Raw genomic sequence first — 20547 nt, 5'->3', positions numbered from 1 at the left:
AACTTCCATGATCACATCTCCTCTCGCGCTATATCCTCAACGCTATCTTGGCATAAAGCGATGCCTGGCTGGGAGGGCGTCCACTCCATCGTATTTGGCCATCTTGAGGAACAAGTGCTGAACATCACCATTTAAGACATGTTTGCTCGCCAAAGTGACTTTTTCTTCAGGTTAGGAAAGAGTTGCAATGGATCAGACTTTTAGTCTTACGTGGGGACTGTCATTCGATGACCTCACTTTCATCAGTGGCTACAATACGCGGACCCGTCTCGGCGTTGCACTTCAACTCAAACACCTTCAGCACTTTGGTTACTTTGCAGATGAAGATATTCAGATTGGCGAAGAGGTATTAACCTATCTGAGTGATCAGCTCGGTGGAAATCGCCCGGTCACATTTGACTATGACTTTCAAAGCCGTTCTGCACGCCGCCATATGATGGAGATTGTACAGTATCTCGGCTTTGAGCGGATGTCAGATAAGCATAGAACTCTGCTAGCACACTGGCTACGATGCGAGCATTGTGGTCACGTCAATGCTGTTGAAGAACTGATTTCGATTGCCTATCAGTGGTGTCTTGAGAAGAAGGTGTTTGCGCCCTCCCGAAAGATCATTGAACGTGTTGTTCGTTCCGCACGCCGCGAGTTTCAGAAAGAGTTCCTGCAAAATATTGTCAGTCAGCTTTCTCAGGAAGCCATTGTAAAGATGGAAACTTCATTGGTGGAGTCGGATACTTCGACCGGATTTTCACGCCTGAAAGATGATATCGGCGGGGCTACGCTGGACAACATTCTGGCCGCAACTGAATGACTTCAGTTTGTTGAAGGCTTACAGCTTCCAGAACATGTTCTTAAGGAGGTTGAGCGCTCCTTTATTGACCAGCTCGTGCGACGGGTGAGTGCAGAAACGGCTTCGCAGATGCGTAGACACAGCGTTGAGCGCCGATTAGGCCTGTTCGCTCTTTATCTGATAGTCCGCAAGTCCCAGATGATTGATCGGGTGATTGACCTTCTGGTGGAACAGATCCATCGGATCAATGCAAAATCAAAGCGCAAGGTGATTAAGGACATTAGCCGTGAAATCGAGAGGGTTCACGGTAAGGAGCGCTTGCTGGCAGAGATTGCCGTGGCCTCCATGGAACACCCGGAGGGGCGGATCTGTGATGTGATCTATCCGGTCGCCGGGCAGCAGAAACTATCAGCGATTGTCAAGGAGTACCGCTCAAAAGGAACTCTGGATTGTCAAATTCAGTTTGTGATGCGTGGGTCATATGCCTCACATTATCGCCGAATGCTACCACTGCTTCTTTCTGTCCTGGAATTCAAATCCAACAACGCAGCCTGGCGCCCTGTGCTAGAGGGATTGATCTGTATTACGAAGCTGCAGAAGGCAGGCAAGCGGTTTGCTTCTGAGGATGATGTTCCGGTGGAAGCCGTTCCAGCTAAATGGCGTGGCAGCGTGATTGATGAAAAAAGGCCGCGTGAATGTGATTTCCTTTGAGCTGTGCCTCCTGACCCAGTTGCGTGAGCGAATTCGTGCCAAGGAAATCTGGGTAGTGGGAGCAGATCGTTATCGAAATCCGGATGAAGACCTGCCAAAGGATTTTGCCGAGCGCCGTGACACATATTATGCGGGACTGAAACTGACACGAGATGCAGAAGCATTTGTGTCTGAAGTCAGAAAGACATTGGAGGATGAGCTACGTCAGCTCAATGCATCCCTGCCTCACAATGACAAGGTCAGGCTGCGTTGGACCGGCAAGAACCGGATCTCTGTCAGTCCGTTTGAACCTGCGCCGGAACCCAAAGGGCTGGTCTCTTTAAAAGCGGAAATCACTCGTCAATGGCCGATGACGGGACTATTGGATACGCTTAAGGAAGCTGCCCTTGGAACGGGATACTTGGACCGCTTTGAGACCTCTGCAAGTCGTGAAGTGCTGGCTCCCAATGTCCGTGATCAGCGATTGTTACTTTGCCTTTACAGCCTTGGCACAAATGCGGGCCTCAAACGTATTGCCGGTGGTCTCGCCGATATCAGCTATGAGGAGTTGCTGCGTGTGCGCCGCAACTATATTCATCCGGCCGCTTTAAGGGCTGCCTGTGCCCGCGTAGCTGATGCTACTTTGGCAATCCGCAATCCTGTCATCTGGGGTGAAGCCGGGACAGCTTGTGCAGCAGATAGCACGAAGTTTGGAGCTTGGGATAGGAACCTTATGAGCGAGTGGCATGCTCGTTACGGCGGCAGAGGTGTGATGATCTACTGGCATGTGGAACGGCAGGCAACCTGTATCTATTCTCAGCTAAAACGCTGTTCATCCTCTGAAGTTGCTGCCATGATTGAGGATGTTTTGCGCCATTGCACCGACATGGAGATCCAGCGTCAGTATGTGGATAGCCATGGTCAAAGCGTTGTCGGCTTTGCGTTCTGTCATCTGCTGGGATTTGAGCTTGCTCCACGCCTTAAGGCGATCAGTCGGCAGAAGCTGGCATTGCCTTCAAATGCGATGCGCGGTGAACTTGGCAACCTGCTGCCGATCTTGTCCAGCGCCATCAACTGGGAGGAGATTGCCCGCCAGTATGACGAAATGGTCAAGTACGCAGCTGCCATGCAGCACAGAACCGCAGATCCAGAAGCAATTTTACGCCGCTTTGCCCGCTCCGAAGTTATGCACCCAACCTATAAAGCGCTGGCTGAACTGGGTCGGGCTATCAAGACAATTTTCTTGTGCCGATATCTGCGCTCTGAAAAATATCGTCGCGAAATCAACGAAGGGCTCAATGTGGTGGAGAACTGGAACAGCGCCAACGGCTTTGTGTTCTTCGGCAAGGGCGGGGAGATTGCTAGTAACCGCATTGAAGATCAGGAGATCTCGGCCCTGTCTCTGCACCTGTTGCAGGCCTCGCTGGTTTACGTCAACACCCGCATGGTGCAATCGGTGCTTTCAGATCCTGTTTGGGCTGGCCGACTTGCCGCAGAAGATTACCGAGGTCTGACACCGCTGATATACAGTCACATCAATCCTTATGGCCGATTTGAGCTTGATCTGGAACAGCGCATAGACTTTGAAAGTAAGCTAGCTGCATGACTAGGTGATATTTTGAGTATACTCAAAATACGATCTCGAATGAACACCAATTGCACATAGATCCATGTTCATTTTGGGTATAATATGTGTTAGTGAACAGAAATGGCTCATGGCACACCCAAAATGAACAGATCTACGTCCCGCATCGGATATGCGCGCACCTCTACTACGGACCAGAACCTAGATACCCAGATTCATGCATTGGAAGCGGCCGGCTGCCGCCTGATCCGTACAGAACAGAAGAGCGGCGGCACTCTCAAAGACCGCATTGAGCTACAAGCAATCCTCGACTTCATTCATCCTGGTGAGACACTGGTGGTCACGCGCATTGATCGGCTCGCCAGGTCTATGCATGACCTGCAGATTATTGCACGGCGGTTGCAAGACAAGGGAGCTCATCTTTATGCGACCGAGCAACCTGTCGACACGTCAACGGCAGCAGGCAAAGCCTTCTTCGATATGCTCGGTGTCTTTGCTGAGTTTGAAACCAACCTGCGACGGGAGCGGCAAGCGGAAGGCATTGCGGCGGCGAAGAAAAGAGGTGTCTATAAGGGGCGTCCGCCTCGGATTGATAAGACCGAGATTGAAACGCGCCTTGCTATAGGCCAGAGTCCAACGATAATCGCCCATGAGCTTGGTATCTCAAGAGGGACAGTATACAAGGTGAAGAATGGACAACGCGTAGAAGTTCAGAATTGATCTGACAGTTTCTGTTTTCTGGCGGCTTTTGTCAGATCAGGTTTGAATTTTTACAATTTAAATCACCGTTTGGGAGTTGGTAGTGCCCGCATTTAATCCAGCGTGTGGCATAGACCCAAACATCCAATTTTTCAGATAATTGCGGCCTTCCAAGATTGTCGGAGGATACATCCTTCCGTTAAAACGCCTGGCCTGTCTCAGCCTCCCATTCTTCCCGGAATGTCCAGGGAGAAGGCTCGTTTACGCACCAGCAGTAAAACCATGTCGACGCGTCATTTAAAGACTTAAATAACGATATCCGCGTTACTTTTCCACGTTCTCTGTAACAAGTCTTCCAACCACCATCTTTTAGCTTAACTAGGCATTTTCGCATATCTTGCCGGTTCAGATCTCTTTCCGATCCAAAATATACACATTCTAGCTTCTTCTTTTCTTCCAATAGCTCTTTAAGAGCTGAAACTGTGTGTATGCAATGCGTCCGTTCCACTGCATCTAGGCCACGAACCAACTCATGCCACTGTATCTCACTGCTTGACCATGCATCCTCCCCAAGTATTTCACTTTTGTGATCCGCATGTAATCCGCCAGAAATTAAAGAAAGCAATTTTGCCCGATCGATCACAGGCTCAGAGCCAAGCAACATGCTATAAAAGCGTTTAATAGCATCACGGTAATGCTCATGCTCACTCACGAGTTCAATTGCATTACCTTTGTAATAGCCTACACGCCAAAGTCCTTTCTTTTGAACATGTAAAACCCAAGTCCCCTCCATCGAATGGAACGCCTCTCCAATTTGGACAGAGTATCGCTTCGCAGGTATACAGCTCTTCTGCAACGCGAACTTTACCAAAGAGATAGATTTTTTCTCAACGTCTTCTAATTCAATCATTTAAACGGCCCTGCCAAATAACCATCTTCAATTAGATCAGCTATTTGGCTGTCAACTTTGAACTGAGTGCCTCCGCCAGGATAACCAAAGGCAGGCGCAATTTCTCCTGCTTTCACCGGAAGCGGTTTTTTCACGATATAATAGTACAAGTAATCTTTGTTTTCTTGCCCAAATGCCATAGCCCTTTGATCGAATGGCGTCCCCTGAGGTGAGAGATAATACCCATCTGTGCCTCCATATCTATCAATTTTAGCTCCTGGAGTTAAAGTTGTATTTATTGGCGTGCCTGCAAAGCCATCATTCACCGGCCAGTCAACCTCACCATTTTTCTTAATGTATTTTGGCGATAGTTTTCGAGAACGGGCGATGGCAATCTGCTTTGAGTTAAAGCCCTGTACCTTCCACATCGACCCCTGCAATGAAGAAAGCGTTTTCTTTCTGTATTTTGAAGGGACTACTTTCGCAATGATAACGGCTGTGGCCAAGCCAGCTGCGGCCTTAGCCTCGGGTGTGAACTCTGAAGTTTGTCTCTCATAGAAATCAGTGACCCCTTGAGTAATTGCATCCCAATCGTCAGGGTTCTCAGTTATTAATCTCTCAAATTCCTCTTCAAGTGGCAAAGTAGCCCATGAAGTGGGAAAAATGCTATAGACTTTTAGAAAGTCCTCAAAACCCTGAGGGTCTTGCTCGAGTCGCTCTTGGAAGTAACTAATAGCATCAGCAGCCTGATCTAATACCCTTGCCCGGAAATCATCGACGAAATCGATACAGATATCAATCGCTTCGCTCATATAGCGCTTGCAAACTCCACTGGCATATGCGGGCGTGATAAAGTAGTTGAAGATGTTAAAGCTTTGCTGGTTTGCACATGCCCTGACCTCATCCAAAGAGACTTTCCCATCAGCGATATCAGTTATGATGTCATCAACAGCCTCTTTTACTTCTGGTGTCATCTCCTTATCTGAACGAATTAAAGAAGACATGACTTCCGCCAACGTTTTCGTTACATCCGCGATAGCTTTCACCGCTGTATCACTCACATATACTCCGACGTATTCTTCCACGTCTTTAGTGACTTCCTGCGCGAGGTCGACATCGCGGTTGAGTTTATCGACACTCTCCGTCTCGCCGCTGTCTTCCAGCTCTTTCTGCTTGTCTTCATCACGGATGATGATCTCGCCTTCTCCGATTGTGGCGCGGGTGATTTGGCGTTTGTCGCGGTTGGCGTAGCTGCCCTCAAACTGGCCGCCGTAGGATGTCTCAGCTTCAGTTTCCTGGCTGTCGGCCTTGTCTGAGGTGTCCTCTGCTGGTTGATCGTCAGATTTGGTATCCGGCTTCTTGTCTGTATCCTTCGGGCCTGGCACCGTGAAGTTGACGCCAATCGAGCCGCCGATGTTGGACTGCTTGTCGTGATCGTCGATATCGCTGAAGGTGAGTGTGCCGGTGGAAAGGGTCAGGTCGTCTGTATCAGACGCAATCAGTCCGCCTGTGAGGTCCGTATTGCCAGCCACATCAATCTCAAGGGTTTCTTCCGTGACAATACCGGTCTGCTCGGTGACCCAGGCCCTGGAACCTTTGCCCTTGCTGCCGTTGACGCTAAGATTGCCGGAAACATCGCCTGTGAAGATGTCCACCGAGATCCCACCGGAAGCGCCTGCTGAGGAGGACGAGTTGCTGCCGGTATCCTGAATGCTCTCGATGTGCAGATCACCACCAACATCCAGATCGGCCGTCTTAGCGGTGACTTGCGCACCTTTGAGCGTGGTGTCTGCACCGGACGTCAGGTCCAGATTGCCTGCAACATTCAGTTTGCTGTTGGTTTTATAAGTCTGCTCGCTTTCGTGCTTGCCGTTTTGAATGCTGGCATTGACCCCGGCACTAACAGAAATGTCACCTTTCCGGCTGATCCCTGCTGTGACCGAGATCCCTGCGGATTTAGACGAGTTCTTACCGGAACTTGCCATGGTGTTGTCGGCAGCCTCAAGGGTGATCTCACCGCCCGCATCCAGAGTCGCATCCCCGCCCACATCAATTTGAGCGCCTTCACTGGTGATGTCCTCACCAGCTATCAGTGTCAGATCATTGCCAGCATTGAGCACAGAGACTTTCGCAGCAGAGCTTTCCTCGTGCGATCTGCTCTTTTCACTGGAAACAGTCAGGCTATTGGTGATCCCGGCAACCGTACCGCCATTTTGCGCTATATCGACGAGAGTGTTTGCCGCTTCTGCTGCTTTCAATCCAGCAGAGACAGCGGTTATTGCCTGATAGCCGACATTGCCCTTACCTGCTGTTGCAGCCTTTGGTGTCTCCACCAGTGTTTTCACTGCACCAGAGACATTTTCAAAAACACTGACACTCAGAGCAACTGTATCAACCCGGTGACTCTCGGAGTGCTCATAATTATCATTGACAGCCTCAAGGTTGATGTCGCCTCCAGCCGTCACGCTCAGATCATTGCCAGCATTAAGGACCGCAGCGGTGGAGTTCACATCCTCACCAGCCTTGATGGTGATGTTCTCACCGGAGACAGAGGACACCACGTTGGTGGTCACATCTGTGTTGAACTTGTGCTTTTCTGATTTGTAGCCAACCGTTGCGGTTCCTCCACCAACCTCTGCAAAGAAGCCGTGGCTTTTCTTTAGCACATCTTCCTGGAACGTGTTTTCTGCGGTGTTCAGATTGACATCTTTGGCTGCTTCCACAGTGACATCTGCCTCACTGGAAATCGCAGAAGCTGTGATGTCGACTGAACCGCTGTTTGATTTGATGTCCAGATCATCGACGGTTGCGACCACCGTTCCCACCTGTTCGGTGCTGGACGTCTCCCGGCGACGGGTTTTGCCGGACAGAAAACCCTTATGTTTTGAGTTGCTGAAGCTATACGTGCTTTCTTCCAGCGCGGAGATGTTTACATCACCATTGGCCTCTATGGAGGCAGTGCCATCACTGGCAATCAAAGCTCCTTCCAAAGTGATGTCTTTTTCTGACTTCAGCTTCAGATCATCGGCCACTTGGATAGAAGAGGTCACATACCGGGTTTTGTCCTCAACGCGGATACTGTGAACACCGTTGCCCTTTGTGTCAGAATCGAAATGAGACTTAGTTTCAACACCCGTGACTTTGAGATTGCCGCCGGTCCCCACTTCCAACGTCCCACCACTGGACAGATCCCCGCCAGCGATCAGCGTGTCGCCGGTGCTCTTCAGGATCAGGGAGTTTTCCGCCGAGACCGAGCCAATTTCGCGCACAATGGTGCCAACGCGGTCCTGGCCATTGCCGGTGGTTGTGGTGAGTGTCTCAACAACAATCTCGTTGGCGGCCAATTCAACTGTTTCACCGGAGATTGTGCCAGAACTGTTGGTCAATGTGCCCTGGGCGGCGATCAGGACATCTTTCTTGCCTGAGATTTTACCGCGTGTGTTGATGACCTCACCTGCACTGAGATTGACGCTGCCAGCAACAATAATCGCACCATCGATATTGCGCCGGTTCTTCGCATCCGCCAGGTAAAGGCGGGGAACAAGAACTTCATGACCCGCGACAACTGTTTTTTCGTACCAGACAATGTCTTGTGTCAACTGCGCGACTTGATCAGCGCTTAAAGAGATCCCATAGCCAAGGTCCAGATCTTCAGCAGCTTCTGCCGCATTGTGCATGAGCTCGCGGACCTGATCGGCATCAGATCCAACCCCATCGGAAATCCAGCGATCACCTGTTGCCGCAATGATCTGGTCCGTAATCAGACGCGTATCAAAGTAGGCATCACCTAAGGAGCGGACATTCGTGGCTGACGTTTGTACTTCAATTGAGCCAGCCAATGATTGCCCGTAATGATCCAGACTTTGAATGCCGAGTTTTTCGGCAAAATAAGGCAGGCCAAAGAAACTAGTCTGATCGACGAACTCAAACCGTGTCTCAATCAGATAGGTTTTATCTTCCTGTGCAGGAGCAAACAACTGCGGGTTGGTGGTCAGACCAAGCGTGCGCAAAAAATCCTGGCCAGAGGTCTCTCGCGGATTGAGGGTGTCAGGGTCATCCAGATCAAGGTCACCAAATTCAAGATCATCAATGGAGCCCAGGCCAGGTATCAAAGGTGTGGGTGCACTGATCGTTGAGCCATTAAGGCTGTCGCCTTTGGTGAGGTCACCCGCATTTGTCTGCAGGATCTGCGTGTTATTGGCTAAAGTATAGCTGCCTGAATTTTGTAAGGCCTCATCGGCATCTGCTTTTTCAGCATCAACCTGGCCATTGGCATTAAGTTGGCCTTGTTCTGTGACACCTTGTGTCTCTGGCTGCTCTCCGCTATTGGCAAATTTGAAGCCGTCAGCATTTTTGGAAGCCTCATCAGAATTTACTTCCTCAGTACCAACTGCCCCAGCCGTCTCTGGACCGAGTCCACCGTGTTGCGTGAAACCTTGTGCACCGGAACCGGTGTTAATCTCTGAGGCTTCTTCCAGATTCAAATCTGAGGAGTCTGTCTTGTCTACCGACGCGTTCGTCAGTGTGCCAGACAGATTGCCGCTGAGTGTACCACCAGCATGGATGATACTGGGAGCTGCGGCAACTGTGGAGGTCTCAATCGTTTTCTGAGAAACGTCATGCATCTGCCCTAACCAGCCAAAACCTCGCTGCTTGGTTGTTAGTTCGTAGCTGAGTTGAACCCCGTATGTTCTGGAAAGAGATATGCCGATGTTTTCTAAGGACCCACCAGTGATTGACAGATCATTAGTGGCGAAAATCTGGCTTTGAGCGTTCCTGAGATGACCAACATCAACATACAGGTTCTTTCCTGATTTGATACGCGCTGTTGGTTCTGAACTTGAGATCTCTTCTTGCTCAAGGTAGACAGTCAGCTGAGCTCCGCCTGGAACGCGTTGAGCTTCATCAGGTGTCATAATGCTCCATCGTTCCATATGATCTTTTGACGGATCAAACTCGCTCACATTCTTTGGGGCATACTTCTTCCACCAATCGGGGTTCCACTCATCTGGTGATGCACCTTCGAGTTCAAGAATTTTTTCAATCTGAACAATATCTGGAGCGAAGATGTAGCCAGTTTCACCTTCTCCCCAATCCCACATACTGCTAATACTTTTACCAGCAGTTGCTCCCGATTCTTGATAGAAGGATCGGTTGTCATAGATCCATGTTGGAGCCCATTCACCTGTCGCGAAGTTATTTGCATATTCGTATGTTTTAAGCGTTTTTGTGACCTGTGTAAGGTTTTGCAAGTCTTGAGTACGCAAGGTGATGTCACCCTCAAGTGACTCAATTCCACCGCCATTGTGGTTGAGAAGCTGGGTGCTACGCGTGCCGACACTCTGGCCTTCAATGGTCAGGTTTCGGTTGGCAAGAATGAGCCCACCGTCATTGTCGAGCGTGGTGCTGCGCAGCTCTAAATCCTGACCACTGACCAGAGCGCCTTCATTGTGAATATTGTCGGCTTTAAGGGAGAGTGTGCCTGACCTGCTTTGCCAAACAGCATTTTTGTCAATGGTGACATCACCGTTCGTCGTAAAGGTAAATCCGGTTCCGCCGGAGAACAGGCCGTTGTTGACAACGGACCGGCCAGAAATTGTAAGTTTGCCCAGGCTTTCCAATCGCGCAGAAGCAGCGTTGGTCAGTGACGCATCAGCGGTATTCCTGAGTGTGACAGTTGTGCTACTTGAGGAATTGATCGTGCCGTCATTGTTAAGAGTTTTGGCTTGAAGGCTTACCGTACCATTGGACAAGATCTTTGCTGTTGGTCCGTTGGTGAGCGTGTTGCTTGCTCTAAGGCTTAAGGCGCTGCCAGCGCTGATTTTGCCGGTGTTGGAGAGAGATCTGGCATTGAGTGTGAGCGTATCTGCATAAATTTCTGCTGCGCTTTTAACACTTACGTCCTTGGTAAGGGTTGCTGAGACGAGCTGATCTGAGGCAATCTTGCCGCCTGAGTTAATGGTCAGCGTCTCGCCCTCAAGGATCATGTCTTTTGCGCTCTCAAGCGAACCAGACACGCTCAGCAGATCAGTTGTCAGATCCAAACTTCCTTGAGAAAGAACCTGCCCACCAGTCGCAATCACCACTGCACCATCCGCATCAAGGCTCATATCCGCAATGCTGATAAGAGAACCAGCTCCCGAATAATCATCAAATTCTGCAAAGAGGGAACTGCCACTATAAAGGCTTCCCGTATTGATCAGATCGCCCTGAAGCGCGAGTTTGAGCCCATACTCACCTGTACGGCTGTCTTTTCCAGCAAGGTTTGCCTTCACACGGCCAGAGTTCGTAAGACCACCAGCACGAGCTGTTAGCGTGATCGTACCATTGGCCTCTAAAGCGCCCGCATTTGAAAGATTGTCTCCGTCCAGTTCCAGCGTTGCCAGAGACGTGATCGTCCCCGCCGTTTTAACCTCAAGCTTTCTACTTGCTTCAAGTAGCATTTGCCCCTCGGAGAAAAGGGCTCCTGCAACTGTCAGGTCCTGGGCAGCAGAAAGGCGTAAATCACGCCCTGACTTTAAATCAACATCGGCAACAAGGTTCAGATCCCCACTACGGGCTGTTATTGCCACGCCCTGCAGACCCTTAAGCTCTCCGTCCAAAGACATAGTGTTAGCGCTGATACCAAGTGTTTTTTGCGCTTTTGTCTGAGCTCGATCTCCATGCAGGATGAAGCTGCCAGCAGCATCAAGAGTGAGCGCGCCAAGGGAGATCATGATCCCTTGATGATCAACGTCACCTGCAGAGGTCAGGGTCAAATCCCCTTGTTTTGACTGAATGATGCCAGCAGAACCAATAGTAAGATCACCGCTCAGGCTTTCAAATGCAGTGGTATCCCCGCTTAGAGTCCCGTTTGCTTCAATGCTGGCAGCACTCATGTCCAGAAGGTCAGATACAGAAACAACGCTGCCCGTACTCTGGATCAGATTTCCAGATGCATTGATGATCGCATCGCCGCTTTGAGTAGCCACGCTGCCTGAGAGGATAAGATCCTCTCCTGCATCAAGTGCGAGGTAAGTAGCTGCCTGGGTGATACCATCCAGCTGGACCCGCCCAGTGCTTTCTATATCAACAAAGCTGGCAAAACTGACCATCTGGCCGGAGCTGGCCTGCGTGAAGGCACCGGTTTTAGCCTCAACGTTCAATTCACTTTGAGCCTGCAGCACACCAGTGTTTGCGATTTCGCCGGCTATAATGTTTAAATTGGTATCAGAGCGAACAAGAGACATGGCGCCTGAGTTATTCAACTTGCCGCTAAGACGCAGGTCAAGACCTTGCTCCCCATAAATCTGACCAGCATTTTCCAGATGAGTGCTAGCACTCAGGCCGCGCAGTGTAAGTTTGCCATAGTTACTGGCAATTTTCCCGCTGGCACCCAGGCTGGACGTACCTGCTTTGGTTAATGTCAGGTCCAGATTACCGTTGCTTAGGATCTCGCCGTTAGTGTCAAGCTCTCCAGCTTTAAGGACCAGTGTATCCGGGGTAGCGATTGAAGCTGTAGCATCGCTCATGTGAACGGTGGCATCAGCCGTGATACTCAGCTCGCTAGCCCCATAAAGCGTTGCGATACGCCCAGCTACCTGTTTCCCGATGGAAAGGTCCTTGCTAACCGATAGTGTGCCTGCGCCCAACGTCTGTAAATAACTACCGTCCTGAAGCGTGACATTCCCCGTTGTGGTTAAGGCAAGATCAGAGAGAGATGCCAAAGTACCAGCATTATCAACCGAGGAGAAGGTTCCGGTAAAGTCGCCGTCAGATAACACACGTGCGTTGTCACTGATCGTCAAAGTGCCGGCATTCAAGAGCATATCGCCAGTGCTCTCAAGCAAGCCAGCAACATTCAATCCAGCGGTCTTCAGATCCAGATCACCTTCGGCGATGACTTGCCCGCCGGAACCAATGGTCATCGCCCCAGCTGTCTTAAGCTCCATGTCTGCGATGCTGTTGAGGGAACCGTTTCCTGAGTAGCTGTCAAATTCAGCAAAGACAGAGCTGCCGCTGTAAAGTGTGCCTGTATTGACCAGGTCGCCCTTTAAGGAGAGTTTTAAGCCATATTTACCGCTGCGCTCGTCCTTCCCGAGCAGGTTGGCCTTTACGATACCAGAGTTTGTCAACCCGCCCTCATGGGCTGTAATTGAGATCGTATCATTGGTCTCCATCAGGCCTGATGATGCGAGACGAGCAGCCTCAAGAGAAATGGATTTGGCACTGGAGAGCTGCGTGCTATCTGCAATATTAAGAGCTTGTGCCGCGACAAAGTTCATGTCTCCTGCTGAATAAAGCTCTGCTCCTTTAAGGATATTAAGCGCACCGTCGCCCGCACTTAAGCTGACGTTTTCCAGACCTGTAACCTCACCAGCAATCGACACGCTTGCCGCGCTGATATTAAGGGCAGCTCTGGCACTTGTCTGCGCCAGATCACCACGCTGCGTGTAGGCTTGCGCTGCATTGATGGAGAGCTGACCAAGAGAGATGATCTTGCCCTGGTGGTCAATAGCCCCAGCAGAGGAGAGGGTCAGATCGCCTTGTTTTGACTGGATGATGCCGGCTGAACCAATTGCAATATTACCACTCAGGCTTTGAACGGTTGTGGTCGCCCCGCTCAGTGTTCCGCCAACCTCCAGACTGGCCGCCTCCACATCCATCTGCTTAGTGGTTGAGATCACACTGCCTTGTGCCTGAGTGAATACCTGGGACGCGCGTATAACGGTGCCTCCATCTAACGAGGCCACACTTCCAGAAACGGTAAGATCCTTTCTTGCATCAAGTGCGAGGTATGAGGCCGCTTCTGTAATACCTCCCAGCTGGAGCGAGTCAGCTGCATCAATGTCAACAAAGCTGGCAAGGCTGACCATTTGGCCGGAACTGCTCTGAATAAAAGCGCCAGATTTAGCTTCCACGATCAGCTCATCTTGAGCCTGCAGCGTGCCTGCTGTTACGATCTCATCAGCGTTGATATTTAGTTTGGCCTTTGAGCGAATGAGAGAGGCCGCGCCTGAATTTTCCAACTTACCGTTAAGACGTAAGTCAAGATCTTGCTCGCCATAGATCTGGCCAGCATTTTCCAGATGAGTGCCAGCGCTCAGGCCGTGCAGTGTAAGTGTCCCATCGTTGCTGGCAATTTTACCGCTGCGACCAAGGCTGGACGTACCTGCTTTTGTCAATGTCAGGTCCAGATTGCCGTTGCTCAGGATCTGGCCGTCATTATCAAGCCCTCCGGCATTAAGGACCAAAGTATCCGGAGTCGCGATAGAGGCGGTCTCATCGCTCAAGTGAACGGTGCCATCAGCCGTGATGCTCAGCGCGCCAGCCCCGTAAAGTGTGGCGATATGCTCAGGTGAGCTGGCTCCAACAACCAGATCACCGCCAACCTTAATGAGACCTGTACCAGAAGATTTAAGATAGCTGCCGCCCTGAAGGGTGATGCTCCCGGAACTGGTTAAGGTAAAATTAGAGAGTGAGGCTAAAATGCCTGCGCTTTGGACAGACGCAACGGTTCCGGTGAAGTTTCCTCCAGAGAGCACCTGCGCGTTGTTACTGATCGTCATTGCGCCGGTGTCCAGGATCATATCGCCTGAGCTCTCCAGCAAACCAGAAACGCTCAGCCCGGAAGCCTTCAGATCAAGGGCACGTTTCGAGAGGATCTCTCCGCCAGACCCGACGGTGACATCTCCTTTGGCCTCAAGCTCCATGTCTGTCAGGCTGTTGAGGGAACCGGTTCCTGAGTAATTGTCAAAAGCAGCAAAGAGGGTGCTGCCACTTGTCAAAGTTCCCGTATTGACCAGATCACCCTGGAGCGAGAGCTTCAGACCATATTCTCCTGTGAGCCCAACCTCTCCGTTCAAGTTCGCTTTTATGGTGCCTGAGTGGATCAAGCCGCCTTCTCGGGTGGTAATCGAGATCGCATCATTGGCCTGGATCTCACCTGAAGTGACAAGGCTCGCACCTTCTAACTGCATTACCTCAATGCTGGACAGACTTGTGTTAGCTGCAATGTTCAGTGTTCGTGCCGCCGTTAAAGACATATCCTTTGATGCAAACAACTCTGCGCCGGCGAACACGTTAAGATTACCTTCGCCCGCTGTGATCGTAACGCTGTCCAGTCCTGTGACTTCGCCAGCTAACGAGATATCTGCTGCACTGATATCAAGAGCAGCTTTGGCTTTTGTCTGAGCCAGATCTCCGTGTTGTCTGTAGCTGCCGTCTGCATCTACCATGAGTTTGCCAAAGGAGATCACTTTGCCCTGATGGTCAAAGTTACCTGCAGATGTGATGGTGAGATCAGCTTGTTCAGCCTGAATAGCGCCTGTGCTTCCAAGAAAGATATCGCCAGTTAAGCTTTGTATGGTCGCGGCAGCTCCGCTCAACGTGCCATCACTATCAATGCTGTCAGCTTGAACATCCAAAAGGTCGGATGCAGAAATGGCACTTCCATTTGTCAGCGCAAAAGCGTCTCCTACACGGATCGTTGCCGCACCCTTTTTTGCAGCAAGGCTACCTGTGACAGTAAGACCGACCTGACCATCCAGACTCAGGCTTGTTGCTGCTTGTGTCACACCTGCCAGCTGAGTGTGACCTGCGCTATCTAAGTCAATAGACCCGGCAAGGCTGACCATCTGGCCAGAACTGGTTTGTGTAATGCCGCCATTGCTGGCTTCAACCTTCAGCTCATCGTTGGCCTGAAGCGTGCCAGTGTTTTCAATGGTCTGTGCGACAAGGCGTAGGGTCTCGCCCGAACGGATGCGCGCGGTAGAGGTATTGTTGGTGAGCGTACCAGTCAGTCTGACATCTATGCCTTGCTGTCCATAAAGCTCTCCGGAGTTGATCAGGTGAGTGTCCTGGCTCAAACCTCGAACGGTCAAGGTGTTATTGCTTGCCAGTCTGCTGGTTGCCTTAAGGTTGGAGGTGCCTGCATTGGTCAGGGTCAGCTTCAGCGTGTCTGCGCTGAGGATCTGCCCGACCACATCAATGCGTGCTGCATCTATCTCCAGCGACTTAGCACTTGATATACCTGCGCGCTCATCTGTAAGGATCAGTGCACCGTTTATATTAAGATCAAGGGCTTTGCCGCTATAAAGTGTGGTTGTCCGGTGTAAGGCTTTGGCTCCAACACTCAGATCCCCACCAATTGTGAAGGTTCCGCTTCCTGAAGACCGAACATAGCCGCCATCTTCCAATCTCACATCCCCATCACTTGTAAGGGTGAGATCGCTCAGAGAGGCAAGCAGGCCTGCATTTTGAACGGAAGAAGCTGTGCTAATCAGATTGCCCTTAGCAAGAACCCGTGCACCACTGGAAATGGTCAGAGCGCCACTTTTAAGGCTCATTGCCCCAGCACTTTCCAGAGTTCCTGAGATGGAAAGCGCCGCTGCCGAAGATAAATCCAGAGTGCCTTTGGCAAGCACTGATGCTTGTTCAAGAAGCCGCGCGTCATCTGCCTTTGCAATCACGTTGCCGTCTGTTTCCAACGCCTTACCAACAACGAGCGTACCTTTTGAATTCAAAGTGACAGTATCTTTTGCAAAAACATCTGCGAGCAAAGATACCTGCCCACCAGTAATGCCCAGATCGGATTTGGAAAGAAGCCCTTGTGTCTCCTCCCCGAGAACGACTGCATCTGCAGCATTGATCAGGACCGATCCGGCGTTTAGCTTGCCATGCGCTCCTGAGACAGAGTAGCTCTCAGCTGTAATAGTAGCTTTGCCTTCGGCACTCACTCTGCCTTGCTGATTAATGGTTTTTGCCTGTAAAGAGGTATTCTTTCCGGCACGAAGAACAGTATTTGCACCCAACTGAAGGTCTTGCCGGGCTGTGAGTGTGAGTTTACCGGTTGCTTCAAGAGCCTCGCCTTCCCGATCAATCCCAGCCGCAATATCCCGGCCATTTGCCAGGATGTTACGGGCGCTCAGCGCAATATCGCCAGCAGCTGCAATCACAGTTTCTGGAGAAAGAACAAGATCACCTCCAGCTTTAAGCTCCACAGTATCGGCGACGTAAACAACCGAACTGTTGCGCACCTCTACATTCTTCTTGGAAACCACGCGTGTGGGACCAGCACTATTTACGCTTCCCAGCGAAATCTTTCCGGATGCATCAAGTGTAAAGCCGCCACTGGCAGCGACAACGCTGTCGGGCGCACGCACGCCCACCCCGTCTTCGGTCCCAACCAGTGTGATCTTGCCCGCATACATGCCGCCCAGAGCCGAGGAATCGATGCCAAACTCAGGTTTGTCAGAGCCATCATCAGTGCGAGCAGTGATTTTACCTGTTGCAGGATCATAGGTATTGCGGCCTGCAAACAGGCCCAGATAGTCACCTGCATTGATCTGTCCATTGATCTCAATGCTGCGTGCAACGATATCAAAGTAGTCTGTTTCCTGAGCGCTCAGGCCGTTGGGACCGATGGTAACAGAGCCTTGATCGACAATAATCTCTTTAAGTATTCCGTTCTCAACATGAGGAACACCAGTTGAAAGAGTTGCCTTGGGAATATTGATAAACCCGCAGCCATTACAGGTCATGCCATTGGGATTGACAAGAATATAGCTGGCAGCCTGACCGTGAACCTCGGTCGGTCCTTGCAACAAAGACCGATTTGAGGAGGTCACCTCGTTTAAGATGAGCGAGGCCGCTCCGTTTTTAAGGTTGGGATTTTGCTCGATGATCCCGCCAAGATCTGACGGGCTCATCTGGATGGAATTATTCAGGATCAGACCGTCTTTGCCCACATTGAAGTCAAGGAACTTGTTGTGTGACAGACCTGAGCTGGTGGGCGTAACGATATTGACCACTGGCACGCCATTGGGAGCTTCCAAAACACTTGGGGTATTGGAATTTGGATCAGGTGTGAGGCTTTGCGCGTAGGCTGGGATAATGCCTTGAGTAAGAAAGGCTGCACAAAAAAACGAATTCAAAAACTTCTTCATGACAAACCTTAATGATCAAAATTGTGCGCTCAGGCGTAGTTGCGCCCGGACAAAACCGCGCTGCGGAGCAGAGACAAACTCGGGATGATAAAGTGGGCGCTCATAGGCAAGTTGGCCGGATAACAAACCACCAGACAGGCGCAGTCCTAAAACACTACCCGCCATTCCCCCGCCTTCATTGGGATCGTGACCATCAAAGGCAATCCGGCCACCATCAAGACCTGCAAACAATTGTGGCCGGCCAAGCGCTTTCTGCAAAACCTGCGGAAACGAAGAAACATCCGGAGACCAGGTCATCTCAGATTGCAGATACCCGCCAATGTCGCCTGACAGGCTGTCATCACGAAACCCGCATACACTGCCAGGACCACCAAGACCAATCCGTTCACTGGCAACCAGAGTATGTGGCGAGGCAGAGGCGAAACCTTTGAATGATAGCCCTATCGGACCATTTTGGGTTTGCCAGCCCTTGCGCCAGGACGCAGATAGCTCCACTTCGGAAAACTGACCTCTTGGAGTCCTCTCACTAAAAATAGTGTCAGCGTGCGCGGCAAACGCATCAATGCCCTGACGCAAGGATAATTTGACGTTTCCTGCCCCTTGAAAGACCTGGCCTGTCCATGCTCCTGATACATCGACAATAGACAGCCGCTTGCTGGAGGCATCAATGTATCTGCCAGTAACGAAGTTGCGGCTTTCCTTTAATGTAAGACCAGCACTTAACAGAAACTGATTGATCTTGTCGCGATAGGCAACAAAATCGGCACCCATACGAGCTTCCCAACTGTCTCCGTTGTAATCAAAGCTTTGAACTGCAGACGTCACCTCTGAAGCGTATTGCTGGAAGGAGCCGCTGACAGACAGTGTCAGGTAATGCCAGGGAATAGAAGCATATCCATTGATTGAGCGCGAATAAACATTGCGATCCAGGTAATCCAGCGTGGTCTTTGCACTGACCGTCAAGCTCTCATAAAAGCCCAGGGCATCTTCAAGAGTAAGAGATCCAGAGAGTTGATGGCGTCCTGTTGACTTTGAGCCTTCGTTATTGAGCTGAGTAGATATATTGGCTGCGTAGGTGTCTTGAACATCAATATAGACCCGGCTGCTGCCGATCGCGTCCCCTGGCTCAATTCTGATTTTGGCAGTTTTGGAGCCCAGACGGTTGATTTGATCGAGCCCTTGCTCAAAGTCGCGAATATTAAGGATATGTCCCTGTCGATTGCCTGTAATTTGCTGAGGTCTGGAACGTTTAGTATCACCTTCCAAAATGATCACTTCATCAACGTTACCTTCGACAACCAAAACTTCCAGTCGTCCTACAGAAATATCCTGAGGCTTCAAATAAGCCCGCGATGTGACAAACCCTTTTGCAATATAATAGTTTGTGATCTGCCGTAGAACGTTCTGCAAACCAACTGCGCCAAGGCACCTTCCTTCAAAAGAGATAAGTTCGCTTTTGAGTTCTGATACAGGTTCCTTGAGTTCACCAAGCAGCACGATCTCCTGGACATCAAAACAAGCGCTCTCTTGCCCTGATAGCAGTTCTAATTTTTGAGATTTTTGCCGACTGACCTGCTTATGATCACCAAGTATCCGTTCTTGTTCAAGGCGGCGCTGTTCCTGTTCGCGTATGATAATGTTTTCCTGATCCTTCAGAATCTGATCAGGAACTGGCTGTGCCCGGGCAATATTTGAGGCAACACAAAGAGACAGAATAAAGGGTGCAACAAATTTGCGCAGAAAAATCATGAAAACAAACAGACAAATGGCAGCAATGAGAAGCTTAGGACGGATTAGAAAGAGCGTTCAGGCGCGCTAAAGCTGCAGAAAAGCCAGACAGAGACAACTCAATTGAAACTGGTTGTTGAGAAGAGATGGACTTGAGCGTTAATGTCAGGTTCTGACCAGTCTTAAGCTGCTCAGTAAGCGCATCGCTCAGCTCAACTGGAGCAAGACACCCAGCAGGCACGCACGTTGAAAAGGCAAGCCTCTCAAACGCTGTTTGCTCATCAATCTTTGCATTGATCCCGGCATCAAGTTCCAGACCAAAAGGCAAGATTAATGTTCCTGTCACTGGAGCTCGACCAGCTTGCTTATCAATCACAAACGCTAATACTCGTTGTCCGGATTGTTTGGATGATAATTCCTGCATCATCTGGCAGGTCTGCTTACCTTCAACCGGAACACAGCGTAGCGTCCAGTCCTTGTAAGTTTCCACCTGGGAACTCGGCAGCTCTTGTGCAAATGAAGTTGTTGCTGACGTGAGCCCAAATGCCAACAGTGCGGACAGTATCTTATTCATCGAAAATCCATCATCCAAATAATGATTTGCGCATTTACGCGTGCGGAAGATGACTTTCAGATACAACGAGCGTCAATTAACTAATTAAATCCAAATTTAACTAAATAATCAAAATTAAATCCATTTATTCAAAATTACTTAAATAGTCGCAATGCTTACTATTATAGGCTATATTTGCAGAGCTAAGTGAAAAATAATCACCTACTAGAACTAAACTTTCCTAAAGCCTCGAAGGCAAGAATTAACTGGCGAATCACCAGCGCCAGCATCAATGAAAAGAATAAGCATCACGCAGCAACCTGACGAGTATGGATTGTGATCTGGCCCTCACCACTGATGGAGGCTCCTCAAAATGGCGCTAGACAAACATCAAGCAATCTAATGTTTATAGTATGTTCTCGGCTTTGGTCAGCATCGGAGCTATGAGTTCATAAGGTCGCAAGCAACACATTCCACTGAGGAAAACCTGCCAATAGCTTGTTCACTAATTGTTCTTCAAGGTGGCCATATACGATGGAGTGGACGCCCTCCCAGCCAGGCATCGCTTTATGCCAAGATAGCGTTGAGGATGTAGCGCGAGAGGAGATGTGATCATGGAAGTTAGTATCATCGGGATTGATATCGCCAAAAATGTATTTCAGTTTCACGGCTCAACCAAGACTGGAGCGA

Annotated in this window: 8 protein-coding genes; 4 read left to right on the top strand and 4 right to left on the bottom strand. The window is 50.2% G+C overall.

Translation table 11 applies throughout. From position 1 onward, the window contains the following. Positions 1-187 precede the first annotated feature (187 nt). The 4 genes from PPL9_RS34025 to PPL9_RS00490 all read left to right on the top strand — a co-directional run bounded on the left by PPL9_RS34025 (position 188) and on the right by PPL9_RS00490 (position 3782). Complete coding sequence (locus tag PPL9_RS34025) at positions 188-808, top strand: DUF4158 domain-containing protein (RefSeq protein ID WP_244273328.1); 621 nt, start codon at positions 188-190, stop codon at positions 806-808. Between the two features lie 108 nt (positions 809-916). Then, positions 917-1498: a hypothetical protein gene (locus tag PPL9_RS34020; protein ID WP_244273327.1), complete on the top strand. Its 582-nt coding sequence runs from the start codon at positions 917-919 to the stop codon at positions 1496-1498. Further along, positions 1464-3083, top strand: a complete 1620-nt coding sequence (locus PPL9_RS34015) for a Tn3 family transposase (protein ID WP_244273326.1) — start codon at positions 1464-1466, stop codon at positions 3081-3083. The genes PPL9_RS34020 and PPL9_RS34015 overlap by 35 nt, the downstream gene beginning before the upstream one ends. A 123-nt stretch (positions 3084-3206) precedes the next feature. Further along, positions 3207-3782, top strand: coding sequence for a recombinase family protein (locus PPL9_RS00490; RefSeq protein WP_057460805.1), 576 nt, complete (start codon positions 3207-3209; stop codon positions 3780-3782). A 178-nt stretch (positions 3783-3960) separates the two neighbouring features. Here PPL9_RS00490 and PPL9_RS00485 read toward each other — a convergent pair whose 3' ends face one another. From PPL9_RS00485 to PPL9_RS00470, 4 genes are read right to left on the bottom strand one after another with little or no spacing between them, the layout of a single operon-like run. After that, positions 3961-4671, bottom strand: a complete 711-nt coding sequence (locus tag PPL9_RS00485) for a hypothetical protein (RefSeq protein ID WP_057460804.1) — start codon at positions 4669-4671, stop codon at positions 3961-3963. Next, positions 4668-17564 (bottom strand): hemagglutinin repeat-containing protein, encoded by a 12897-nt coding sequence (locus PPL9_RS00480; protein ID WP_161831170.1) that lies wholly within the window; start codon positions 17562-17564, stop codon positions 4668-4670. The genes PPL9_RS00485 and PPL9_RS00480 overlap by 4 nt, the downstream gene beginning before the upstream one ends. Before the next feature lie 27 nt (positions 17565-17591). Then, a complete protein-coding gene (locus PPL9_RS00475; protein ID WP_057460802.1) occupies positions 17592-19325 on the bottom strand; it encodes a ShlB/FhaC/HecB family hemolysin secretion/activation protein in 1734 nt (577 codons plus the stop codon). Positions 19326-19359: 34 nt separating this feature from the next. After that, entirely contained in the window at positions 19360-19878 is a 519-nt protein-coding gene (locus tag PPL9_RS00470; protein WP_057460801.1) for an invasion associated locus B family protein, read from the bottom strand. Positions 19879-20547 lie beyond the last annotated feature (669 nt).

The sequence above is a fragment of the Pseudovibrio sp. POLY-S9 genome, from assembly GCF_001431305.1.
Classification (GTDB): Bacteria; Pseudomonadota; Alphaproteobacteria; order Rhizobiales; family Stappiaceae; genus Pseudovibrio.
This window is presented reverse-complemented; position numbering and strand designations above follow the sequence as displayed.